Below are 15259 nucleotides of genomic sequence, written 5' to 3' on the forward strand. Positions count from 1 at the left end.
AATGCGCAGCAGCAACGCCGCTATACAGATGAGCTTCAAACACAACAACCTATCAGAGCAATCAAGTCAATCAATTAATGAAATTGATTCACAAATCAAAGTAAATCGCTCACAATGACCATTAAGTTCATCGTTGAAACTAGCTTAACTGGATACTTATGATTAACCCAAAACTCATCGCCCTGCTTCCGGATCTCGCCTCGTTCATTTTGGTGGTTAACGAAGGTAGTTTTACGGCTGCAGCAAAACAGTTAGGCGTGACACCATCAGCCTTGAGTAAGCTCATCACCCGCTTGGAAAAAGCGCTATCGGTGAAACTGTTTGAGCGTACCACTCGTACCCTTATCATTACGCAAGCGGGTCAATTGGTTTATGATCAGAGTGTGGTGATGATCAACGCAGCGCAACAAGCCGTTGAACTGTCTACCTCCGACCATACCGAACCTGCAGGCTCGATAACGGTAGCGGCGCCTGAAGCCTTCTTGAATTCGGTATTGCAGCCTTTCGTTGTTCCATTCTTAAATCAGTATCCAGAAATCCAACTTAAATTGAGAGCGGCTGACGGCGACATCGATATTTTACGTCAAGGCATCGACATTGCTTTCCGCCTGACTGATAAGCCCGACGAAAGCTTAGTATTGAAAGAGTTAGGAAAAACAAACCTCGTGTTGTGTGCAAGCCCTGACTATTTAGATGCCAAGGGGATTCCTCACCACCCTACCGAGCTGTCTGAACACGACTGTTTGTATCTTGCAGAGACAGACAAAGATCACATTTGGGATTTTCTTAAAGATGATGAATTTCACACAGTACCCGTCAGTGGACGTTACGCAGTTAACCACTCGCAGATGCGACTGAAAGGTGTGAAAGAAGGTCTAGGCGTCGGTATTTTCCATGACTTCGTGATTCAAGATGCGTTGGCTGAAGGCTCCGTGGTACAAGTGTTGGAAGATTGGACCATCAAGAGTAACTACCATGGTGCTATCGCGATGCAATTTGCTCAAACCAAGTATATGCCCGCACGACTGCGTGTATTCATTGATTACGCCATGAAGCACTTAGGTGACAAGTTGGCAGGAGAAATAAACTGATGCTGAAAGGAATACACCACGCGGCCATAATCTGTTCAAACTACGACGCGTCGAAACACTTTTACACTGAGATTTTGAAACTTGAGATAATTGCCGAAAACTATCGTGAGGCTCGCCAGTCGTACAAACTTGATTTAGCGCTACCTAATGGTGCTCAAATAGAACTATTCAGCTTCCCTAACGCGCCAGAAAGGCCTAGCTTTCCTGAAGCTCAAGGGCTAAGACACTTAGCTTTTTGTGTTGATGACGTTCAACAAATCAAAAGCTATTTGGAAGAACAAAGAATCGAAGTCGAACAGATCCGAATTGATGAATTTACAGGTAAAGCATTTACTTTTTTTGCCGATCCTGACGGGCTTCCGTTAGAGCTTTATGAAATCTAGAGCTTTATCAAATATAGAGCTGTACAAGTCTAACGTCTTCTTAATAAACAGAGCATGTCATCTGAATAATGAAACTGACCTCCTCAAAAAGGAGGTCAGTTTGTATATCAATTAACTCAATGCCGTCTTGAATTTCTCAACGCGTGAAAATAGTAACCAATCCAGCAGCATTGCTGTCACGATCGTCGCTCCCGCCAGTGGAAACAGTACTGAAATAACTATCACGATCACTAAACCTGTCTTCCAAAGCCCTGCATCGCCAAACTTCGGTGGCGTGCCAAGCTTTCTTTGACCTGAAGGTCTACGTATCCACCACATCACACCGCCAGTCACGGACACAACAATGAACGCCAAACAAAACAAAGCATTTAGAAGCTTGTTAATGATGCTGATGTCACCTTGATGCAATGAAATACCTACCGCTAACGTTTTGGCAATGAAGTTATAATCTTGCCATGTCACCTCACCCAGAATACGACCTGAGTATTGGTCGAGGTGCGTAGTACGATCCTGCGTTGGATCGATGATGTCACCGCCCATAGTGTTGGCTGTGACCGTGTAAACACCTGTTTCTGAACGCGGGAAATTCACCTTGTATTGAGTGAAACCAAGTGAGTATGCTTTTTCAGTAACGTCATCAATGTCGAAGTTGCTTGCTGACAACACATGTTGAGAGTGATCTTCACCCATCTTAGAGTGATCATGAGGTTCCGTCGCCTCTTCCACATAATGAACGTGTTCTGCTGGCTTATCTTGAGACAAAGGCAATAGTGTTTGCTCCAAGTTCCAAGGTAGCTCTTCTTCTGAGCCATGGTTGAGGGAAGCGTGCGTCTTATCAGACAACGGAATATCGTCCCACATTTGAGCAGGGAAAGTGCTCCATGCTTGAACAAGCTTACCGCCCCAAAAACCTGTCCATGCCAATCCAGACAGAATAAACAACAACAGAACGAGCGATAACACACCTCCAATGTTCGCATGCAGATCACGCATTAAAATACGCGTTCCTGAACCAAATCGAAGCTTAAGAAAACCAGCGCGGCTCGCGTTATCTCTAGGTAACCATAAGTAAATACCACTGATGAGCAACAGAATAGACAAGCTTATTGCGACTTCAATTAGATAATCACCCCAATCACCAATCAACAAAGTGCCGTGAATGTCATTCGCGAGTTGGTACAGGCTGTCGCTACGCGGAATCTCTCCGACCACTTCGCCCGTATATTGATTTACCGTGGCGAAGACCGATGTGCCGTCTACAAGTGCTACCGAAAAGCGGTTAGCCAGATCAGGAGCTTTGCTCGGAACAAACTGGGTAACCGAACCTTGTGGGTATTGAAGTTGTACTGCAGCTAACTGTTGTGACACTTTAATCGGCTCGCCCGATGCAACAATCTCTAGGGCTTCGTGGTGGAAAGTCAATTCGATTTCATCATCAAACAGCATCACCAAACCTGTAATGCTCAGCATTAACATAAACGGGATAACAAATAGCCCAGCATAGAAGTGCCAGCGCCATGTGAGGAAATAGAGGGTTTTATTGCGGTCTTTGCTTTTTATATTGGTTTCCGAACCGGTTGTTGCACTGCTTTTAGACTGCGAAGTTGCTTGTGCTTTCGCAGGGGTTTGAGATTCATTTCTCAACATTATAATTTCCTTTGACACACGCAAACATACCTTCTGAAAAATCAGAAAGTAATCTGAGCATGTTTAACTTTACTTAATACTTTATTTTTTAATTATTTTAATGGGTTAGGTTTAAGCAATAACAAAGGGAGGGCCGCGCGGGGCTTGCCTCGTGTAGCGTTCGCTTAGAGCCAAAAAAGCGTAGCTGTCGGAGACAATAGAACTCAGTCGAGTTGTCAGTAGTGTAGTGGGAAGTTCATCTTGGTGAAACGTGGATAAATGGCTAAACGGACACGGCTTTCCTTTATGAGTATTAGGTTCGCCTTCTTCGATTTGAACCAATTCAAAGCCATTGACCGTACATAACGACGCCCATACTCCCGCACTATTACCATGAGCATTGATAACAGGCATTAATGTTACCAACGCCCAGCTTAGTGCTGTTGCAAGTAACATAGAGAAGTTGAACGAGGTTCGGCGCATCATTCCAAATTTTTATAAATTTCCCTTATTATGAGGCACTTGGAATATAGGTACACGTAAAGATTAACATCAGGTTAAAAAATTGAAGCTAACGCACACTCTTTTTCGTTATAAACCGGTTACAGCATCAGAGCTAAGAAAGTATTGCGTATTTCTTTGCAGTAAGCCTTCGGGAAAATAGGCAATAAAAAACGCCGCCTTACTTCGTCCTCTCAAGAAGGAGATGTAAGTCGGCGCTATATACGTTACTTGTTTTTAGTCTTGGTTTGTTTAACCGAAGATCTTGCTCCAAATACTCGGATTACGCTTCTCGTGATACTCTTCACGAAGGCCGTCAATAGTACGAAGTTCTTGCTGTGCAGATTCAAAGTCACCTTGGTCTAGCTTCTGCTCAATGCTATCAATTGATACACTAATTTTTTTGAAGCCTTCCATGAAGTGTTCTTCTTTTTCAATTGGGTAAACACCCGTTTTCAGCTCAGCAACTAACGTGTCGATACGTACTATAGGCTTTTGCATCTCTTCGATGCTTTGAGCTTCAGCCGCTTGTTTGAATGCAAGCTTCATTTCTTGCATATTTTTCTTAAGATCGACATTAGCAAATGCGTTGCCAGACAATAACGCAGCAGCGATTAAGCCAGATAAAAGGATTGAGCGAGTTTTCATTGTTTCTCCAAGTGAAGCGGTGTCTTTGAAGTTAGAGCCGTCATTACTGTGGCACTTCGACTTTATTATTTTCGGCTAGTGTATACAAAAATCTTTCAGGCACAAAAATTGATTGTGTCGAAATGCAAACCCGCCGACATTCTCTTAAACAAGATCTGAATATTCTGGGATTTCATTACGACCGCGCAAGGCCAAAAAGGCTAGGAACTGCTTTGGCGAATGGGTAATCACTTTACTCGAATCTACGCCCACTTCATCTAACAATGCTGCGACTAAGTCTAAGCCACCGACATCTAAACAGAAATGCGCATCGCTGCCTGTTGTAATAAATGCACCCTTCGCTTTCGCTATTCTTGCAATCTCATAGCAGCGGTCAACACTGCCAACTCGGCTATTGCCTTTGAGTGTGGTGTTGTTGATCTCAATCGCCACGTTGTTCTCAACCGCACATTGAATAACAGCTTCGAAATCGAAATCAAAATTAGGATTGCCTAAGTGACCAAGCGCATCAATTCGACCGCCCTTAATCACATTCAACAATGCTTCTGTATGGGTAGCGACATCCGATGGGCGAAATACTGGCTCATGAAAACTCGCGATCACCCAATCCAAGTTCTTATCCACACTCGGATGAATGTCGATTTCACCCTGTGTGTTCATGATGTTTGACTCAACACCTCGAATAATTGCGACATCTTCAATAAAACGAGGGAGCACACGCTGATTGCTGAAGAACCAATAGTGTGGCGCGCCCGGCATTGATTCTGAATGATCAGTAGTACAAAACATGGCTAAACCATTTTGCTTTGCCGACTTGGCGTTTTCGATCAATGTGCTGTAAGCATGACCACTTGCGTATGTGTGGGTGTGAGTATCTACTTTGAGTTCCATGAATCAATGCCCTCTTCGCTCGGTCAAAATACGTTTTTCAGAAAGTAACTCTGAATCTCTTTCAGGAAAAGAATACTTCAGAAAATGAATGCCTAATGGCAACAATTCGGCCAGTTTATCAGCTGAAAGTGACAATTAGCACCCAAACATAAAGGTTTATTACTGGTTCATTTACACGACACGGGAATACGTGGCTAACCAGAGCCAGCCAGCGCTTGGTCTTATCTAAGTCGAACCGCACACACTCGGTAATTGCGCCAATTTTTTGCAACCTACCCAAGTTCGTCAATACTTAAACCAGCCTACAAACTGGAGTGTTAGATGAGAAGAAGACGATATCCGCTGAGTATCCACATCACTAGCCTTTTCCTAATTTTGACAACACTTGTCGGTGCGGTATTGATTTCGATTAGTTATCGGCACTCCCAAGAGCTGCTGCTAGGCACAGTGCGCGAGATCAGTAATGAGCACCGCGACAAACTGGAATCAGTATTTAAACAAGCCATTGCCCCTGTTATCACAACCTTAAATGTGATGGCGGTGAGCCCGTTTGTTGCTCATCAAGCTTCCGCTGTCGAAAAAGACTCTTGGCTTGCTTCGGTCGATATCATCTTCAAGCAAAACACCAATTTGGTCGCTCTATTTTATGGTTCTGAAGATGGTGACTTCAGAATCTTTCGTCCATTAAGCACCAATAAACAGAGAGCCGAAAACAGCGCGCCCGCTAAAGCGACCATGATGGTCAGCAGCACCAATCTAGACGGTGAAAACTTTATTACCTATCTTGATGGCGCACATCAAGTGATCAGTACTCGACAAGCAGAGAGTAAGTTCAACCCCACCACTCGTCCTTGGTTTCGTAACGCAAAGCCTGATGGCTCAATACAACTCTCTGAGCCCTATCTATTCTATTTCCTGCAAACCAATGGCATTACACTCTCTAGGCGTTCTGCCGATGGCAAGCATGTGGTTGGTGCCGACTTTACGTTGAGTTCCCTCTCTTCTCAGATCAGTGAATTAGCTTATTCTCCGCAAACCCGACTCGCCTTGTTCGATCAACATTTTAATCTTCTCGGTCAGCATCAACTTGAGCTATCAGTACCCAAGCCTGACTCCCAATCTGATGACACAAGTAAAACTGAGCAAACGAACAACCAAACGACGGGGAATCTCTCTGGCAGTGAGCAAGACCAAAGCTTCTTTAATGTGCCCAAACGTGAACAGATGGAAGCATTGAAAGCGTCCGTTATTGCGCCGCTTATCTCTGATGAAGAGAAGTTTAACCTCAATCTAAAAAACGTTGAGTACAACTTAAACACTTGGGCACTAACGCTAACGCCGGTTCAACTGACTCAAAATGTCACCTTATACTTGGCAGAAGCGACGCCACACAATGAGCTGCTCGCTGATCTTATCTCGATGCGAGACAAGCAAGTTGCGGTCGCGATTGGGATGTTGTTCATCTGCTTCGCTATCGTATGGTTTGTTGCTAATCGACTGTCTCAGCCGCTCAATACGCTGATGCAACTCACCGACAACATCGCTCGGTTCGACTTCAGGCGTACTCATTATCCCAAAAGCATGATTCAAGAAGTGGCTAACCTCGCCCACTCGATTGAGCTAATGGAACACACGCTTCATGATCTGATTACCCTACTTCGAGACACCGCCGGGAATCAGGAGTTTTCGATCTTAGCCAAGAACATTGCTCATCAAAGCTATTTAATTACCAAAGCAGAAACCATTGTCCTTTTCACTCAATCCAAAGAGAAAGACGTGTTTGATACGGCAGCCAACCTTGCCATTCTTCCTTTTAAGGCCGACATCAATGACTTCATCAAACACACGCCTTGGTTGCTGTGTCAGCTTAAATCTGGTGAGACGATCCATTTGAACCGAAAAGACAATGTTCTCAACTATTACCAAGATTCGATCTTCAATTCAGACCTGTACCTATTTCCACTATTAAACCGAGAGAAACTGTTGGTAGGGATTGTGGCAATTGGCTATGAGAGACCAATTACCAAGATGCAGGCAGACAAGCACGCCTTTTTAAGAGAGTTGCTCAGCTTTGCGGAAATAGCGAAAGACAACATCGACCAAATGCAGCAACAAAAAGACATGCTTAATGCCTTTATTGAGCTGATTGCATCGGCGATTGATACCAAGTCACCTTATACGGGCGGGCATTGCCAACGAGTGCCTGAGCTCACCAAATGGCTAACTCAAGCAACCATAGATGATGACCGCTATTACCCGCAATTCTCATTGGACAGTAAACAGTGGGAAGAGTTGATGCTCGCCGCTTGGCTTCATGACTGCGGCAAGGTGACCACGCCTGAATATGTGGTAGATAAGGCAACAAAACTGGAAACCATTTACGACCGAATCCACGAAGTGCGAATGCGTTTTGAGTTGTTGAAACAGCAAGCGGAAACCGATTACTGGAAAGCGATGGCGAACGGTGCACTACAAGAAGAACAACTCAAAATACTCGAACAAAGCCTGTCTGAACTGGATGAGGAGTTTGCCTTCGTTGCTGAGTGTAATCTTGGCGGCGAATCTATGACGGAAGAGCAGCTAGAACGCTTAGATCAAATAGCCAAACGCCAATGGAAACGTACACTGGATGATCAATTGGGTTTGTCTTGGTCTGAAAAAGAGAGATTTAACACCCAAAAAGAGTCGGTTGAGAAAGAGAGAACTGAGCCAACAAGTCAGGAAAAGGGTTTGCCTGTCATGGAGCCTCTGCTTGCCGACAAACCGGAGCATAAAATACCTTGGGACAATGGCTTTAACCCTGCCGATGTATGGCAAGAAGCGTTTGTACTTAAGCCCGGAGAAGTTAAATACAACCAAGGTGAACTGCACAATTTGAAAGTACGCCGTGGTACGCTAAACGATGAAGAACGTTTCATGATCAACGATCATATTATCCAAACCTTCACCATGCTCAACAAGTTGCCTTACCCGCCTTACCTTCAAAACATTCCGGATATCGCCAGCGGACACCACGAACGTATCGACGGTAAGGGATACCCAAGAGGCTTAAACGAAGACCAGTTACCTCTGCCGTCGAGAGCAATGGCAATTGCTGATGTCTTTGAAGCGCTCACCTCTAGTGATCGCCCTTATAAGAAAGGTAAACTCTTAAGCGAATCACTCAACATCATGACCGACATGGCCACCAGCGGTCATATCGATCCCAAGTTGTATTTACTGTTTTTGGAAAACAAAATCTACGATAAATACGCTGAGCGATTCCTAGAAATGAACCAACGCTGCGAGATTGACCCGCACGAACACATCGACCGAGTAAAAGAATACATACGCTCATTGTTCTAAGTTTTAAATTAACCATTCAGAGAATAAGCCATAACTCAATGGTTAGCTTTTAGCTGCCGAGTCCAATACCGCAACGTCCACTACAGTCGCTACAGCCACTGTGGTGTGCGGTTTTTGTTTGGCTTTCGCCTTGCTGTGTCTTTTTGCCAGCAATGTATTGGTGATGCTCGCCACGACAATCAGGTTAATGCCAATCATCTGCTGTGTAGAAAACACATCATCAAAGAACAAGCCCTGCCAAAGCGCGCTAAACAGCATGTTAGTAAAAATCAGAGGTGCCAACTGGGAGCCACTGTCTGCAAGCTTATACGCCTTGGAACGGAAGATTTGGGTATTGATGGTAAACATTGCAAGACCAAGTGATCCGAGAACAATCCAGCGTAAATCGTCAAAAGACAGTAACGCCGACACGAAGCCTTTTTCAGCACTTTCAAGCACATCGGGCACCGCAGAAAGTGAAGTAAACACCACCATTGGTATCACAATAATTGCCGCAACTAAAAAGGTCCACGTGTTAAGCTCTGCCGGAGTCAGGCTGGTTTTAGACGCTCGGTACAAACTCACTTGCGAGCCAGAATTAAATACCCCCGCGAGAAGCCCAAGCAGAAGCGCAGGTCTAAAGAACTCCGAACCCAACTCAAACTGCGACAAATCCCCCGCCATCATCACTACGCCAACAAAGGTGACAGCTAAACACACTATCGTCGTTGTATGAATCTTGGTTCTAAATATTAACTTTTCTAACAATGGAATAAACAGAGGCCCCGTACTGAACAACACAACCCCTTCAACAAGCGTTAAGGTTTGCAGTGAAGTAAGGAAACACCACTGACACGCCACCATAAAGATCGCCCGCATCACCAAAGGTTTCCACATTTCTCGTGTCGGCTTGCTGATTTTGTAAAAGGTCAGGAAAAGAAATAAAAACAGACTGGGTAACAAAAAACGCACAAAACTGAGTAACGAAGTGGGCATCACTTCAGATAGATACTTGGCCATCAAGCCACTTAAAGACAAACTGAACGTCGACAACAACATGAAAGTCGTCGCCTTGGTAATATCAGACATAATTATCACCTCCTATGACATCTATTTTAGAGGCGTGACGTAATGAAAAATAGCGAGTAATATTAACTATAACTGTAAGGAAAACTTACCAATGAAAAAACTCGTTCCGCTTAAATCCGTTTACGCTTTCATTGCTGTCGCTGAGACTGGCAGCATGACCGACGCCGCTCGGGTGCTGTACGTCAGTCACTCTGCGGTAAGCCAAGCGATAAAGTCGTTAGAACAACTGGTCAACAAGCCTTTGTTTCAACGAGTCGGTCGTCGTGTTGTTCTTAATGCCGCAGGTAAGCGATATTACCGCAAAGTCGCGCCCGCACTTGAGCAAGTGATAGAGGCGACCGAAGAGCTTGCCAGAACGCCTAACGACCACCGCATTACCCTCAACATGGTCAATTCGCTCGCGATGCACTGGTGGATCCCACGAGTTCCCGACTTCCAAGCTTTCGCTCCCTCACTTGATATCCGTATTTCGACGCTAACTGGCCCTTTCGATATTGAACAGGAAGGGGTCGATGTTGCGCTCGTACATGGCAAGCCCAATGAGTGGGAGCAATATTACAGCGAGAAACTGGGCGACGATGATCTGGTCTTGGTGTGCAGCCCTACTCTATTAAAAAACCAGACCGGATTGAGCGTCGAGCAACTCGTCAAACAAAACCCGACCATTGGCGTTTTTAACCTCAGGCGGCAACACGACTGGCAAGTGTGGTGCGACAATTACCAAATTCCACTGCCCACATTCCATAGCAATCTGACGTTCGATGTCTCCATTCAAGCGGTGCAAGCTTCAATTCGTTCGTTAGGCGTACTAGTAACGCATCGCTTGTTTGTGAAAGATGATATCAGCCATGGGATGCTTGTCGAATTGGGTAAACCGGTTGCTAACCCGCACCAAGATTTTTACTTTGTTTGCCCAAAAAACAAATTAAAACAAGAAAGTGTGCTAAAACTGAGAACATGGTTAAGACATGAATTCACACGCTCAGAGACAGCACTGAACGATGACATTCAAGAGCAAGACCAAACTATCAATCAATAAGCGAGTGACAGCTCAGCAAGCTTACAAGAGGCCATTATGATTATTACCACCACACAATCAGTCGAAGGCAAGCGCATTGTCGATTACAAAGGGGTTATTGCCGGAGAAGCCATTCTAGGGGTGAACGTTTTCAAAGATATGTTTTCAGGAATTCGTGACTTTGTGGGTGGACGTTCTGGCACCTACGAGAAAGAATTAGAAAAAGCACGCAACTACGCATTCAAAGAGTTGGAGCAAAAAGCGATTGAAGCGGGTGCCAACGCGGTGGTAGGTGTCGATATAGATTATGAAGTATTAGGGACGGGTAATGGCATGTTGATGGTATCAGCGAGCGGCACGGCGGTTGTCGTCGCTTAATCGCCTAGTCGCTCAATCGCTTGGTCACTTAGTCACTTAGTCACTTAGTCACTTAGTCACTTAAGATCTCAACACATGAGCACTTGGGCACATAAGATGTTGAGCACTTAATCTATTAAGCTATTGAGCAATCAGGCAGCCTAATGAAAACTCGTTCCAACCCTTTGATGACTAGCCACCAAAGGGTTAGAACAGTTATAAGCTGATACTTAGCTTGATGTTACTCGTGCAACCTTTTGCCCGGAGAGCATGTCATCAAACGAGGCAACTCTCGCCAAGAATGCACCTTTATTTTCAGGTAAGATAGAACTTGCTAAAGGTAAGTTCGCTTTCATCGAATCCACCGCTCTTCCACGCACCAGCACTTCAAAATGCAAATGCGGCCCGGTTACGCGACCAGTCGTGCCAGACAACGCAATTTTCTGCCCACGCTTAACCTGTTGCCCCTTCTTAACCAAGAATCGGCTCAAGTGCAGATAGCGAGTTTTGTAAACGCTGTTATGCTCAATCACTATGTATTTCCCCGCATACGGGTGGTTACGAATAGCAATAACTCGACCATCACCGGTTGAATAAACTGGCGACCCTACGGGTGTTGCGAAGTCAGTACCATTATGCGGAGATATACGTCCGGTCACTGGGTGCTTACGGTATGGGTTAAATGGCGAAGTAATTCTTCGGAATTGTTTGTCTATTGGGTAGCGATTGAACGCTTGCTCAAGGCTGTTACCCTCTCTGTCGTAGAAGCGTCCATCTGAAGCAAGAAACGCGGCCACTTCCTTACCTCGTAACCTAATCGATATGCCCTGGATCTCTGTTTTTCCTGTTAGATGGTCGCCTGTGTATTGCTCATTGACCAACACATTAAACTCATCGCCCGCTCTTAACTGCTTTGAGAAGTTAATCTTGTCTCTTAACGTTCGAGTAATATTGGCGATCTGGGCGGTTGTTAATCCCGCTTTGTATGCTGACGTTGAAAAACTGCCATGAACGGTGCCCGTATAGAGCTTTTCTTTCCATTCGCCAGGCATTTCATGGAATTGGTAATTAAAGCTTCCATCATCATTTCGAGTAAAGGCTGCTTGCTCAACCAAACTCTCGTGATAAATCAGCTCCACAAGCTGTTTTGAGTCACTATCCAAAAGCAACTCTAGATGGTCACCAGGTTTTATTGTGTCGAGTTTCAAAGACTCCAGATCCGCTTCCATCACCTTTTGAACGGTTCCATATGGCAGTTGCCATGACGAAAAGATGTTGCTTAGCGTATCGCCAACTTTCACAAAATAATGGACCTTAACCAAAGAGTTGGGAGTCGCTTGCGAGTCGATGACTTCCTTATCATTAGGTTGAGAACCTTGGTAAGGTGTTATTTTGATAGAGATTTCTGGTGCTGGTTTGGAGTGAAAAGAGAGCAAAGCAGCAAGGGAAAATGCGCTGATCGCAGTAACGATCAGACCAATACGGAGGAACTTCATAAAATACTTAGCGGTTATAACGAGGAACTTAGAAAGTGTTATAACATAACAATTAAATCAAAAAAATAAATGAAATGTAAGAAACCATAGCGCGATAGGTGTGAAAGTATGGTGAGCATGCAAAGCCCACCACCTTAGTTAACACGGATCTTTACCTCATATTACTCTTCACGAAGTACTTCGAAGCGTTCTAAGCCTCGCAGCATCTCAAAGTCCGGCTCTTCAGTTAGCAGCTCTCTCATGGACCCACTGGCTTCAATAGCGCGCTCTAAGTCATCGATAGCTTGACCTTCTGCCCCTAATCGAGCATAGGCGCAAGCACGTTGATACAAGGCATGAGCATTTTGGTCATCGACTTCTAATACACGGTTACAAAGACTCATTGCCCAGTGGTATTCCTGTATATCCATAGCAGCGTCAGCTTTGGCAGTAAGTGCTTCTAAATCTCCAGGACGAACCTTCAGTATTTCATCGTAGATTTCAATTTTTTGCTCTGCCGTTTGTGCGTTCTGTGCTCTCAACCATAGGTTATGAATCTCATTGATAATTTCAATTTCGCGGTTGTTGTCGGAAATGATTCTGGTCTTGCGCTTAAGATCCCGTTCAAGAACATTAAACTTCTTCTCATAGTCTTGAGCGATAGAATTAAGTCGCTTATCAGCCATGTCTTGAGTTGTGTGTTTAAGCTCTTTGATGGATTGCCAACCCACCAGCGCGATAAGAGAGGCCACACCAGCAATAATGTAGAAGAAATACGTTACGGTAACATTGGCGTAGTTCAGCGATTTATCCGCTACAGTCAATTCGCGATCCGTCATCTGAATGGTCAAGCGTCTTTCAAGGTCTTGCTGTTCCATTCGCAGTTGCTTCAGCTCATCCAATATATAGCGTTCCATCAGCGGTCTATCCAAATACTCCTGTTCCGAGTACTTAACATCTTCGCTTGCAAAACTCATCGTGCTGAACACCGAGATAACTGCAACCAATAAGATTCGAAGCATTATACATTCCTTATATGTTTATATTTAGACTAACTGTATCTCGTAATAGGCATACAAGCTAGGAAGTCGACAAGTTTGCTATGTCCATATTGGAATTAACACTCTAAAACATCATTGATAATTATAAAACACCTGAAGCAACATCATTAATTTCTAAATTATAAAAATACCGCGTAATACTGTTCTATATGATTAATTCGCGATGCGAATATACCGAAAAATGGTTTATTGCATCGAGATGAATCTTATATTAATAACGATCAGAACGAGGTTAATTTGAATAATCCACGATACGATTTAGTAAGCCGTGTACTGCACTGGGTAATGGCTTCTGTAATCATCTATGCAACAATCGCAGGGTATGTGATGCACTATGTCACCAGTCATCCAGAGCTGTTTTCTTTTCTGTCAGTGCTCAACATGTCATTGGCGACCGTTGCGACGCCACTGCTTGTGGTTCGTTATATCTGGAGCCACTTTCGCTCGTCGCCAAGCAATGCCAACCTCTGTGCCTGAAGGGCAAAAATGCGTTGCCAAGCTTGCACACTCTTTGATGTATCTTGTGATGTTTATGGTTTTCAGCACCGGCTACTTAATGCTAAAAGAACCGTACTCTTTATTTTGGTTAGTGAGCGTAAATAATCTAATTACCGACTCTGCAATCAACGGCTTCTTTTTCTATTTCCATCGTGCCAGTTGTATTGCCCTAGCCTGTTTAATTGTGCTGCATATCAGTGCCGCACTTAAACACCACTTTGTCTATAGGAACTATGTATTGAAGATGATGCTCTAGATTCAAAGAATTCAAGACAATTTGCACAAACAACAAAAAAGCCATAGCATGTTCGCTATGGCTTTCTTATTTCAATTTGATTACTTGGTTTGAGTATCAATCATCACTTGCCAGTATTCACATTTAGCCAAGAACTCTTTTAAATAAAGCTCTGGGTTAGCAAGTTTCTCACCGCCTTTAACATCAGCACCAGTCACACGCCAAAAGCCACGAGTGACCAAGTTTCGATGATAAATAAAATCGTTGAGTTCATTAGCCTTCAAAGGAAGTTGTTCACCAAACGTATTTTCGTAGCGGCTCAGAGTCGAGGCTTGTTCACTTGGCTTCTCCCTTAAAAAGGTATCCAAATCCAAACCTAATGACTGTTGCTGCTCTTTTGATAGGGCTTTAGCTAATTTAGAGATCACACTGAACAGAGCCAACTCAACTTTTTGAGACGCTAATAACGATGCACCTAAAAGTGCATGTTCGTTGGAAATATGTTGTTCTGTTGATGAAACGGTTGCTGTTGTCACTGTGTTAACCTCAAATAATCATAACGGGTGTTACTGAACTGGATAGAGTCTTTTCACTAAGCTGAATCTTATTCTTGTCATTAAGAAGAATCTTGCAGCTAAGCAGAGCCTTTCAACTAAGCAGAATCTTTTAGCAGAACGCGGTCAGCATCAATAATGGTGAAGCCCGATGCATCTTCATTCTTTTCGACTTGCACTAAACCTTTAAAACCAATCTGCGACAGCTTCTTCGCAAGTTGATCTGGTGCTGTTTCAAAAACAACATTCATAAAAGGTAAAGACTCAGTATCAACAAAACCATGCTCGTTAAACAGTTCCATTGCTTGAGATAAATGGTCTGAGTCGGTTAATTCAATAATTTCTACAACTTCTTCCAACAACATTTTCGATTCCATATTCGCCAGAAAGTGACTGACACAAGCCGGTTCTTTTTGCTTGCATACATCCCGATGCCCTAAGACACCCCTTTAGTAGTAGGGAGATCATAACATATTAATAATCGTAAAATATGTTTTATTTTCCCTAA

General features: G+C 44.0%; 14 protein-coding genes and 1 pseudogene. 6 read left to right on the plus strand and 9 right to left on the minus strand.

The annotated features are described in order from the left end of the window. The first annotated feature begins 158 nt into the window (after window positions 1-158). A complete protein-coding gene (locus tag AB6D93_RS09525; protein ID WP_065584581.1) occupies window positions 159-1091 on the plus strand; it encodes a LysR family transcriptional regulator in 933 nt (310 codons plus the stop codon). Continuing rightward, on the plus strand, window positions 1091-1474 hold the full coding sequence (locus AB6D93_RS09530) for a VOC family protein (protein ID WP_017069423.1): 384 nt from the start codon (window positions 1091-1093) through the stop codon (window positions 1472-1474). The genes AB6D93_RS09525 and AB6D93_RS09530 overlap by 1 nt, the downstream gene beginning before the upstream one ends. Window positions 1475-1585: 111 nt before the next feature. Here AB6D93_RS09530 and AB6D93_RS09535 read toward each other — a convergent pair whose 3' ends face one another. The 4 genes from AB6D93_RS09535 to AB6D93_RS09550 all read right to left on the minus strand — a co-directional run bounded on the left by AB6D93_RS09535 (window position 1586) and on the right by AB6D93_RS09550 (window position 5140). Further along, window positions 1586-3121, minus strand: coding sequence for a PepSY domain-containing protein (locus AB6D93_RS09535; RefSeq protein WP_102332043.1), 1536 nt, complete (start codon window positions 3119-3121; stop codon window positions 1586-1588). A gap of 111 nt (window positions 3122-3232) precedes the next feature. Continuing rightward, on the minus strand, window positions 3233-3583 hold the full coding sequence (locus AB6D93_RS09540) for a hypothetical protein (protein WP_102332042.1): 351 nt from the start codon (window positions 3581-3583) through the stop codon (window positions 3233-3235). A gap of 270 nt (window positions 3584-3853) precedes the next feature. Beyond that, entirely contained in the window at window positions 3854-4249 is a 396-nt protein-coding gene (locus tag AB6D93_RS09545) for a cytochrome b562 (protein ID WP_010428861.1), read from the minus strand. Between the two features lie 144 nt (window positions 4250-4393). Further along, complete coding sequence (locus AB6D93_RS09550; RefSeq protein WP_017059533.1) at window positions 4394-5140, minus strand: phosphatase; 747 nt, start codon at window positions 5138-5140, stop codon at window positions 4394-4396. Between the two features lie 321 nt (window positions 5141-5461). Between AB6D93_RS09550 and AB6D93_RS09555 the strand changes: the two genes are divergently transcribed. Continuing rightward, complete coding sequence (locus AB6D93_RS09555) at window positions 5462-8485, plus strand: HD domain-containing phosphohydrolase (protein WP_102332041.1); 3024 nt, start codon at window positions 5462-5464, stop codon at window positions 8483-8485. A gap of 42 nt (window positions 8486-8527) precedes the next feature. Here the strand turns inward: AB6D93_RS09555 and AB6D93_RS09560 are convergent, their stop codons facing one another. Further along, on the minus strand, window positions 8528-9553 hold the full coding sequence (locus AB6D93_RS09560; RefSeq protein ID WP_102332040.1) for a DMT family transporter: 1026 nt from the start codon (window positions 9551-9553) through the stop codon (window positions 8528-8530). 91 nt (window positions 9554-9644) lie between these two features. On the opposite strand from AB6D93_RS09560, the gene AB6D93_RS09565 reads away from it, so the two are divergent. Both AB6D93_RS09565 and AB6D93_RS09570 read left to right on the plus strand, forming a co-directional pair. Beyond that, entirely contained in the window at window positions 9645-10592 is a 948-nt protein-coding gene (locus tag AB6D93_RS09565; RefSeq protein ID WP_065584578.1) for a LysR substrate-binding domain-containing protein, read from the plus strand. Window positions 10593-10628: 36 nt separating this feature from the next. After that, a complete protein-coding gene (locus tag AB6D93_RS09570; protein ID WP_004730185.1) occupies window positions 10629-10949 on the plus strand; it encodes a heavy metal-binding domain-containing protein in 321 nt (106 codons plus the stop codon). 209 nt (window positions 10950-11158) lie between these two features. Here the strand turns inward: AB6D93_RS09570 and AB6D93_RS09575 are convergent, their stop codons facing one another. Together AB6D93_RS09575 and AB6D93_RS09580 are read right to left on the minus strand one after the other, a co-directional pair. After that, entirely contained in the window at window positions 11159-12424 is a 1266-nt protein-coding gene (locus AB6D93_RS09575; protein ID WP_065584577.1) for a peptidoglycan DD-metalloendopeptidase family protein, read from the minus strand. A 161-nt stretch (window positions 12425-12585) separates the two neighbouring features. Then, on the minus strand, window positions 12586-13425 hold the full coding sequence (locus tag AB6D93_RS09580) for a tetratricopeptide repeat protein (protein ID WP_017067625.1): 840 nt from the start codon (window positions 13423-13425) through the stop codon (window positions 12586-12588). A 324-nt stretch (window positions 13426-13749) separates the two neighbouring features. On the opposite strand from AB6D93_RS09580, the pseudogene AB6D93_RS09585 reads away from it, so the two are divergent. After that, a pseudogene (locus AB6D93_RS09585) lies at window positions 13750-14218 on the plus strand (cytochrome b). An 80-nt stretch (window positions 14219-14298) separates the two neighbouring features. Here AB6D93_RS09585 and AB6D93_RS09590 read toward each other — a convergent pair. Both AB6D93_RS09590 and AB6D93_RS09595 read right to left on the minus strand, forming a co-directional pair. Next, the gene (locus tag AB6D93_RS09590) at window positions 14299-14733 is read right to left on the minus strand and encodes a hypothetical protein (protein ID WP_017064806.1); all 435 of its coding nucleotides are present in this window, start codon (window positions 14731-14733) and stop codon (window positions 14299-14301) included. A 116-nt stretch (window positions 14734-14849) separates the two neighbouring features. After that, window positions 14850-15116, minus strand: a complete 267-nt coding sequence (locus tag AB6D93_RS09595; RefSeq protein WP_017067627.1) for a hypothetical protein — start codon at window positions 15114-15116, stop codon at window positions 14850-14852. Between the last annotated feature and the right edge of the window lie 143 nt (window positions 15117-15259).

The sequence above is a fragment of the Vibrio sp. 10N.247.310.23 genome (assembly GCF_041467155.1).
Taxonomy (GTDB): Bacteria; Pseudomonadota; Gammaproteobacteria; order Enterobacterales; family Vibrionaceae; genus Vibrio; species Vibrio crassostreae_C.

What these genes read in the sequence shown, in the direction of transcription:
- AB6D93_RS09525 (WP_065584581.1), top strand. Translation starts at nt 159, where the DNA reads ATGATTAACCCAAAACTCATCGCCCTGCTTCCGGATCTCGCCTCGTTC.
- AB6D93_RS09530 (WP_017069423.1), top strand. Translation starts at nt 1,091, where the DNA reads ATGCTGAAAGGAATACACCACGCGGCCATAATCTGTTCAAACTACGAC.
- AB6D93_RS09535 (WP_102332043.1), bottom strand. Translation starts at nt 3,121, where the DNA reads ATGTTGAGAAATGAATCTCAAACCCCTGCGAAAGCACAAGCAACTTCG.
- AB6D93_RS09540 (WP_102332042.1), bottom strand. Translation starts at nt 3,583, where the DNA reads ATGCGCCGAACCTCGTTCAACTTCTCTATGTTACTTGCAACAGCACTA.
- AB6D93_RS09545 (WP_010428861.1), bottom strand. Translation starts at nt 4,249, where the DNA reads ATGAAAACTCGCTCAATCCTTTTATCTGGCTTAATCGCTGCTGCGTTA.
- AB6D93_RS09550 (WP_017059533.1), bottom strand. Translation starts at nt 5,140, where the DNA reads ATGGAACTCAAAGTAGATACTCACACCCACACATACGCAAGTGGTCAT.
- AB6D93_RS09555 (WP_102332041.1), top strand. Translation starts at nt 5,462, where the DNA reads ATGAGAAGAAGACGATATCCGCTGAGTATCCACATCACTAGCCTTTTC.
- AB6D93_RS09560 (WP_102332040.1), bottom strand. Translation starts at nt 9,553, where the DNA reads ATGTCTGATATTACCAAGGCGACGACTTTCATGTTGTTGTCGACGTTC.
- AB6D93_RS09565 (WP_065584578.1), top strand. Translation starts at nt 9,645, where the DNA reads ATGAAAAAACTCGTTCCGCTTAAATCCGTTTACGCTTTCATTGCTGTC.
- AB6D93_RS09570 (WP_004730185.1), top strand. Translation starts at nt 10,629, where the DNA reads ATGATTATTACCACCACACAATCAGTCGAAGGCAAGCGCATTGTCGAT.
- AB6D93_RS09575 (WP_065584577.1), bottom strand. Translation starts at nt 12,424, where the DNA reads ATGAAGTTCCTCCGTATTGGTCTGATCGTTACTGCGATCAGCGCATTT.
- AB6D93_RS09580 (WP_017067625.1), bottom strand. Translation starts at nt 13,425, where the DNA reads ATGCTTCGAATCTTATTGGTTGCAGTTATCTCGGTGTTCAGCACGATG.
- AB6D93_RS09595 (WP_017067627.1), bottom strand. Translation starts at nt 15,116, where the DNA reads ATGTTGTTGGAAGAAGTTGTAGAAATTATTGAATTAACCGACTCAGAC.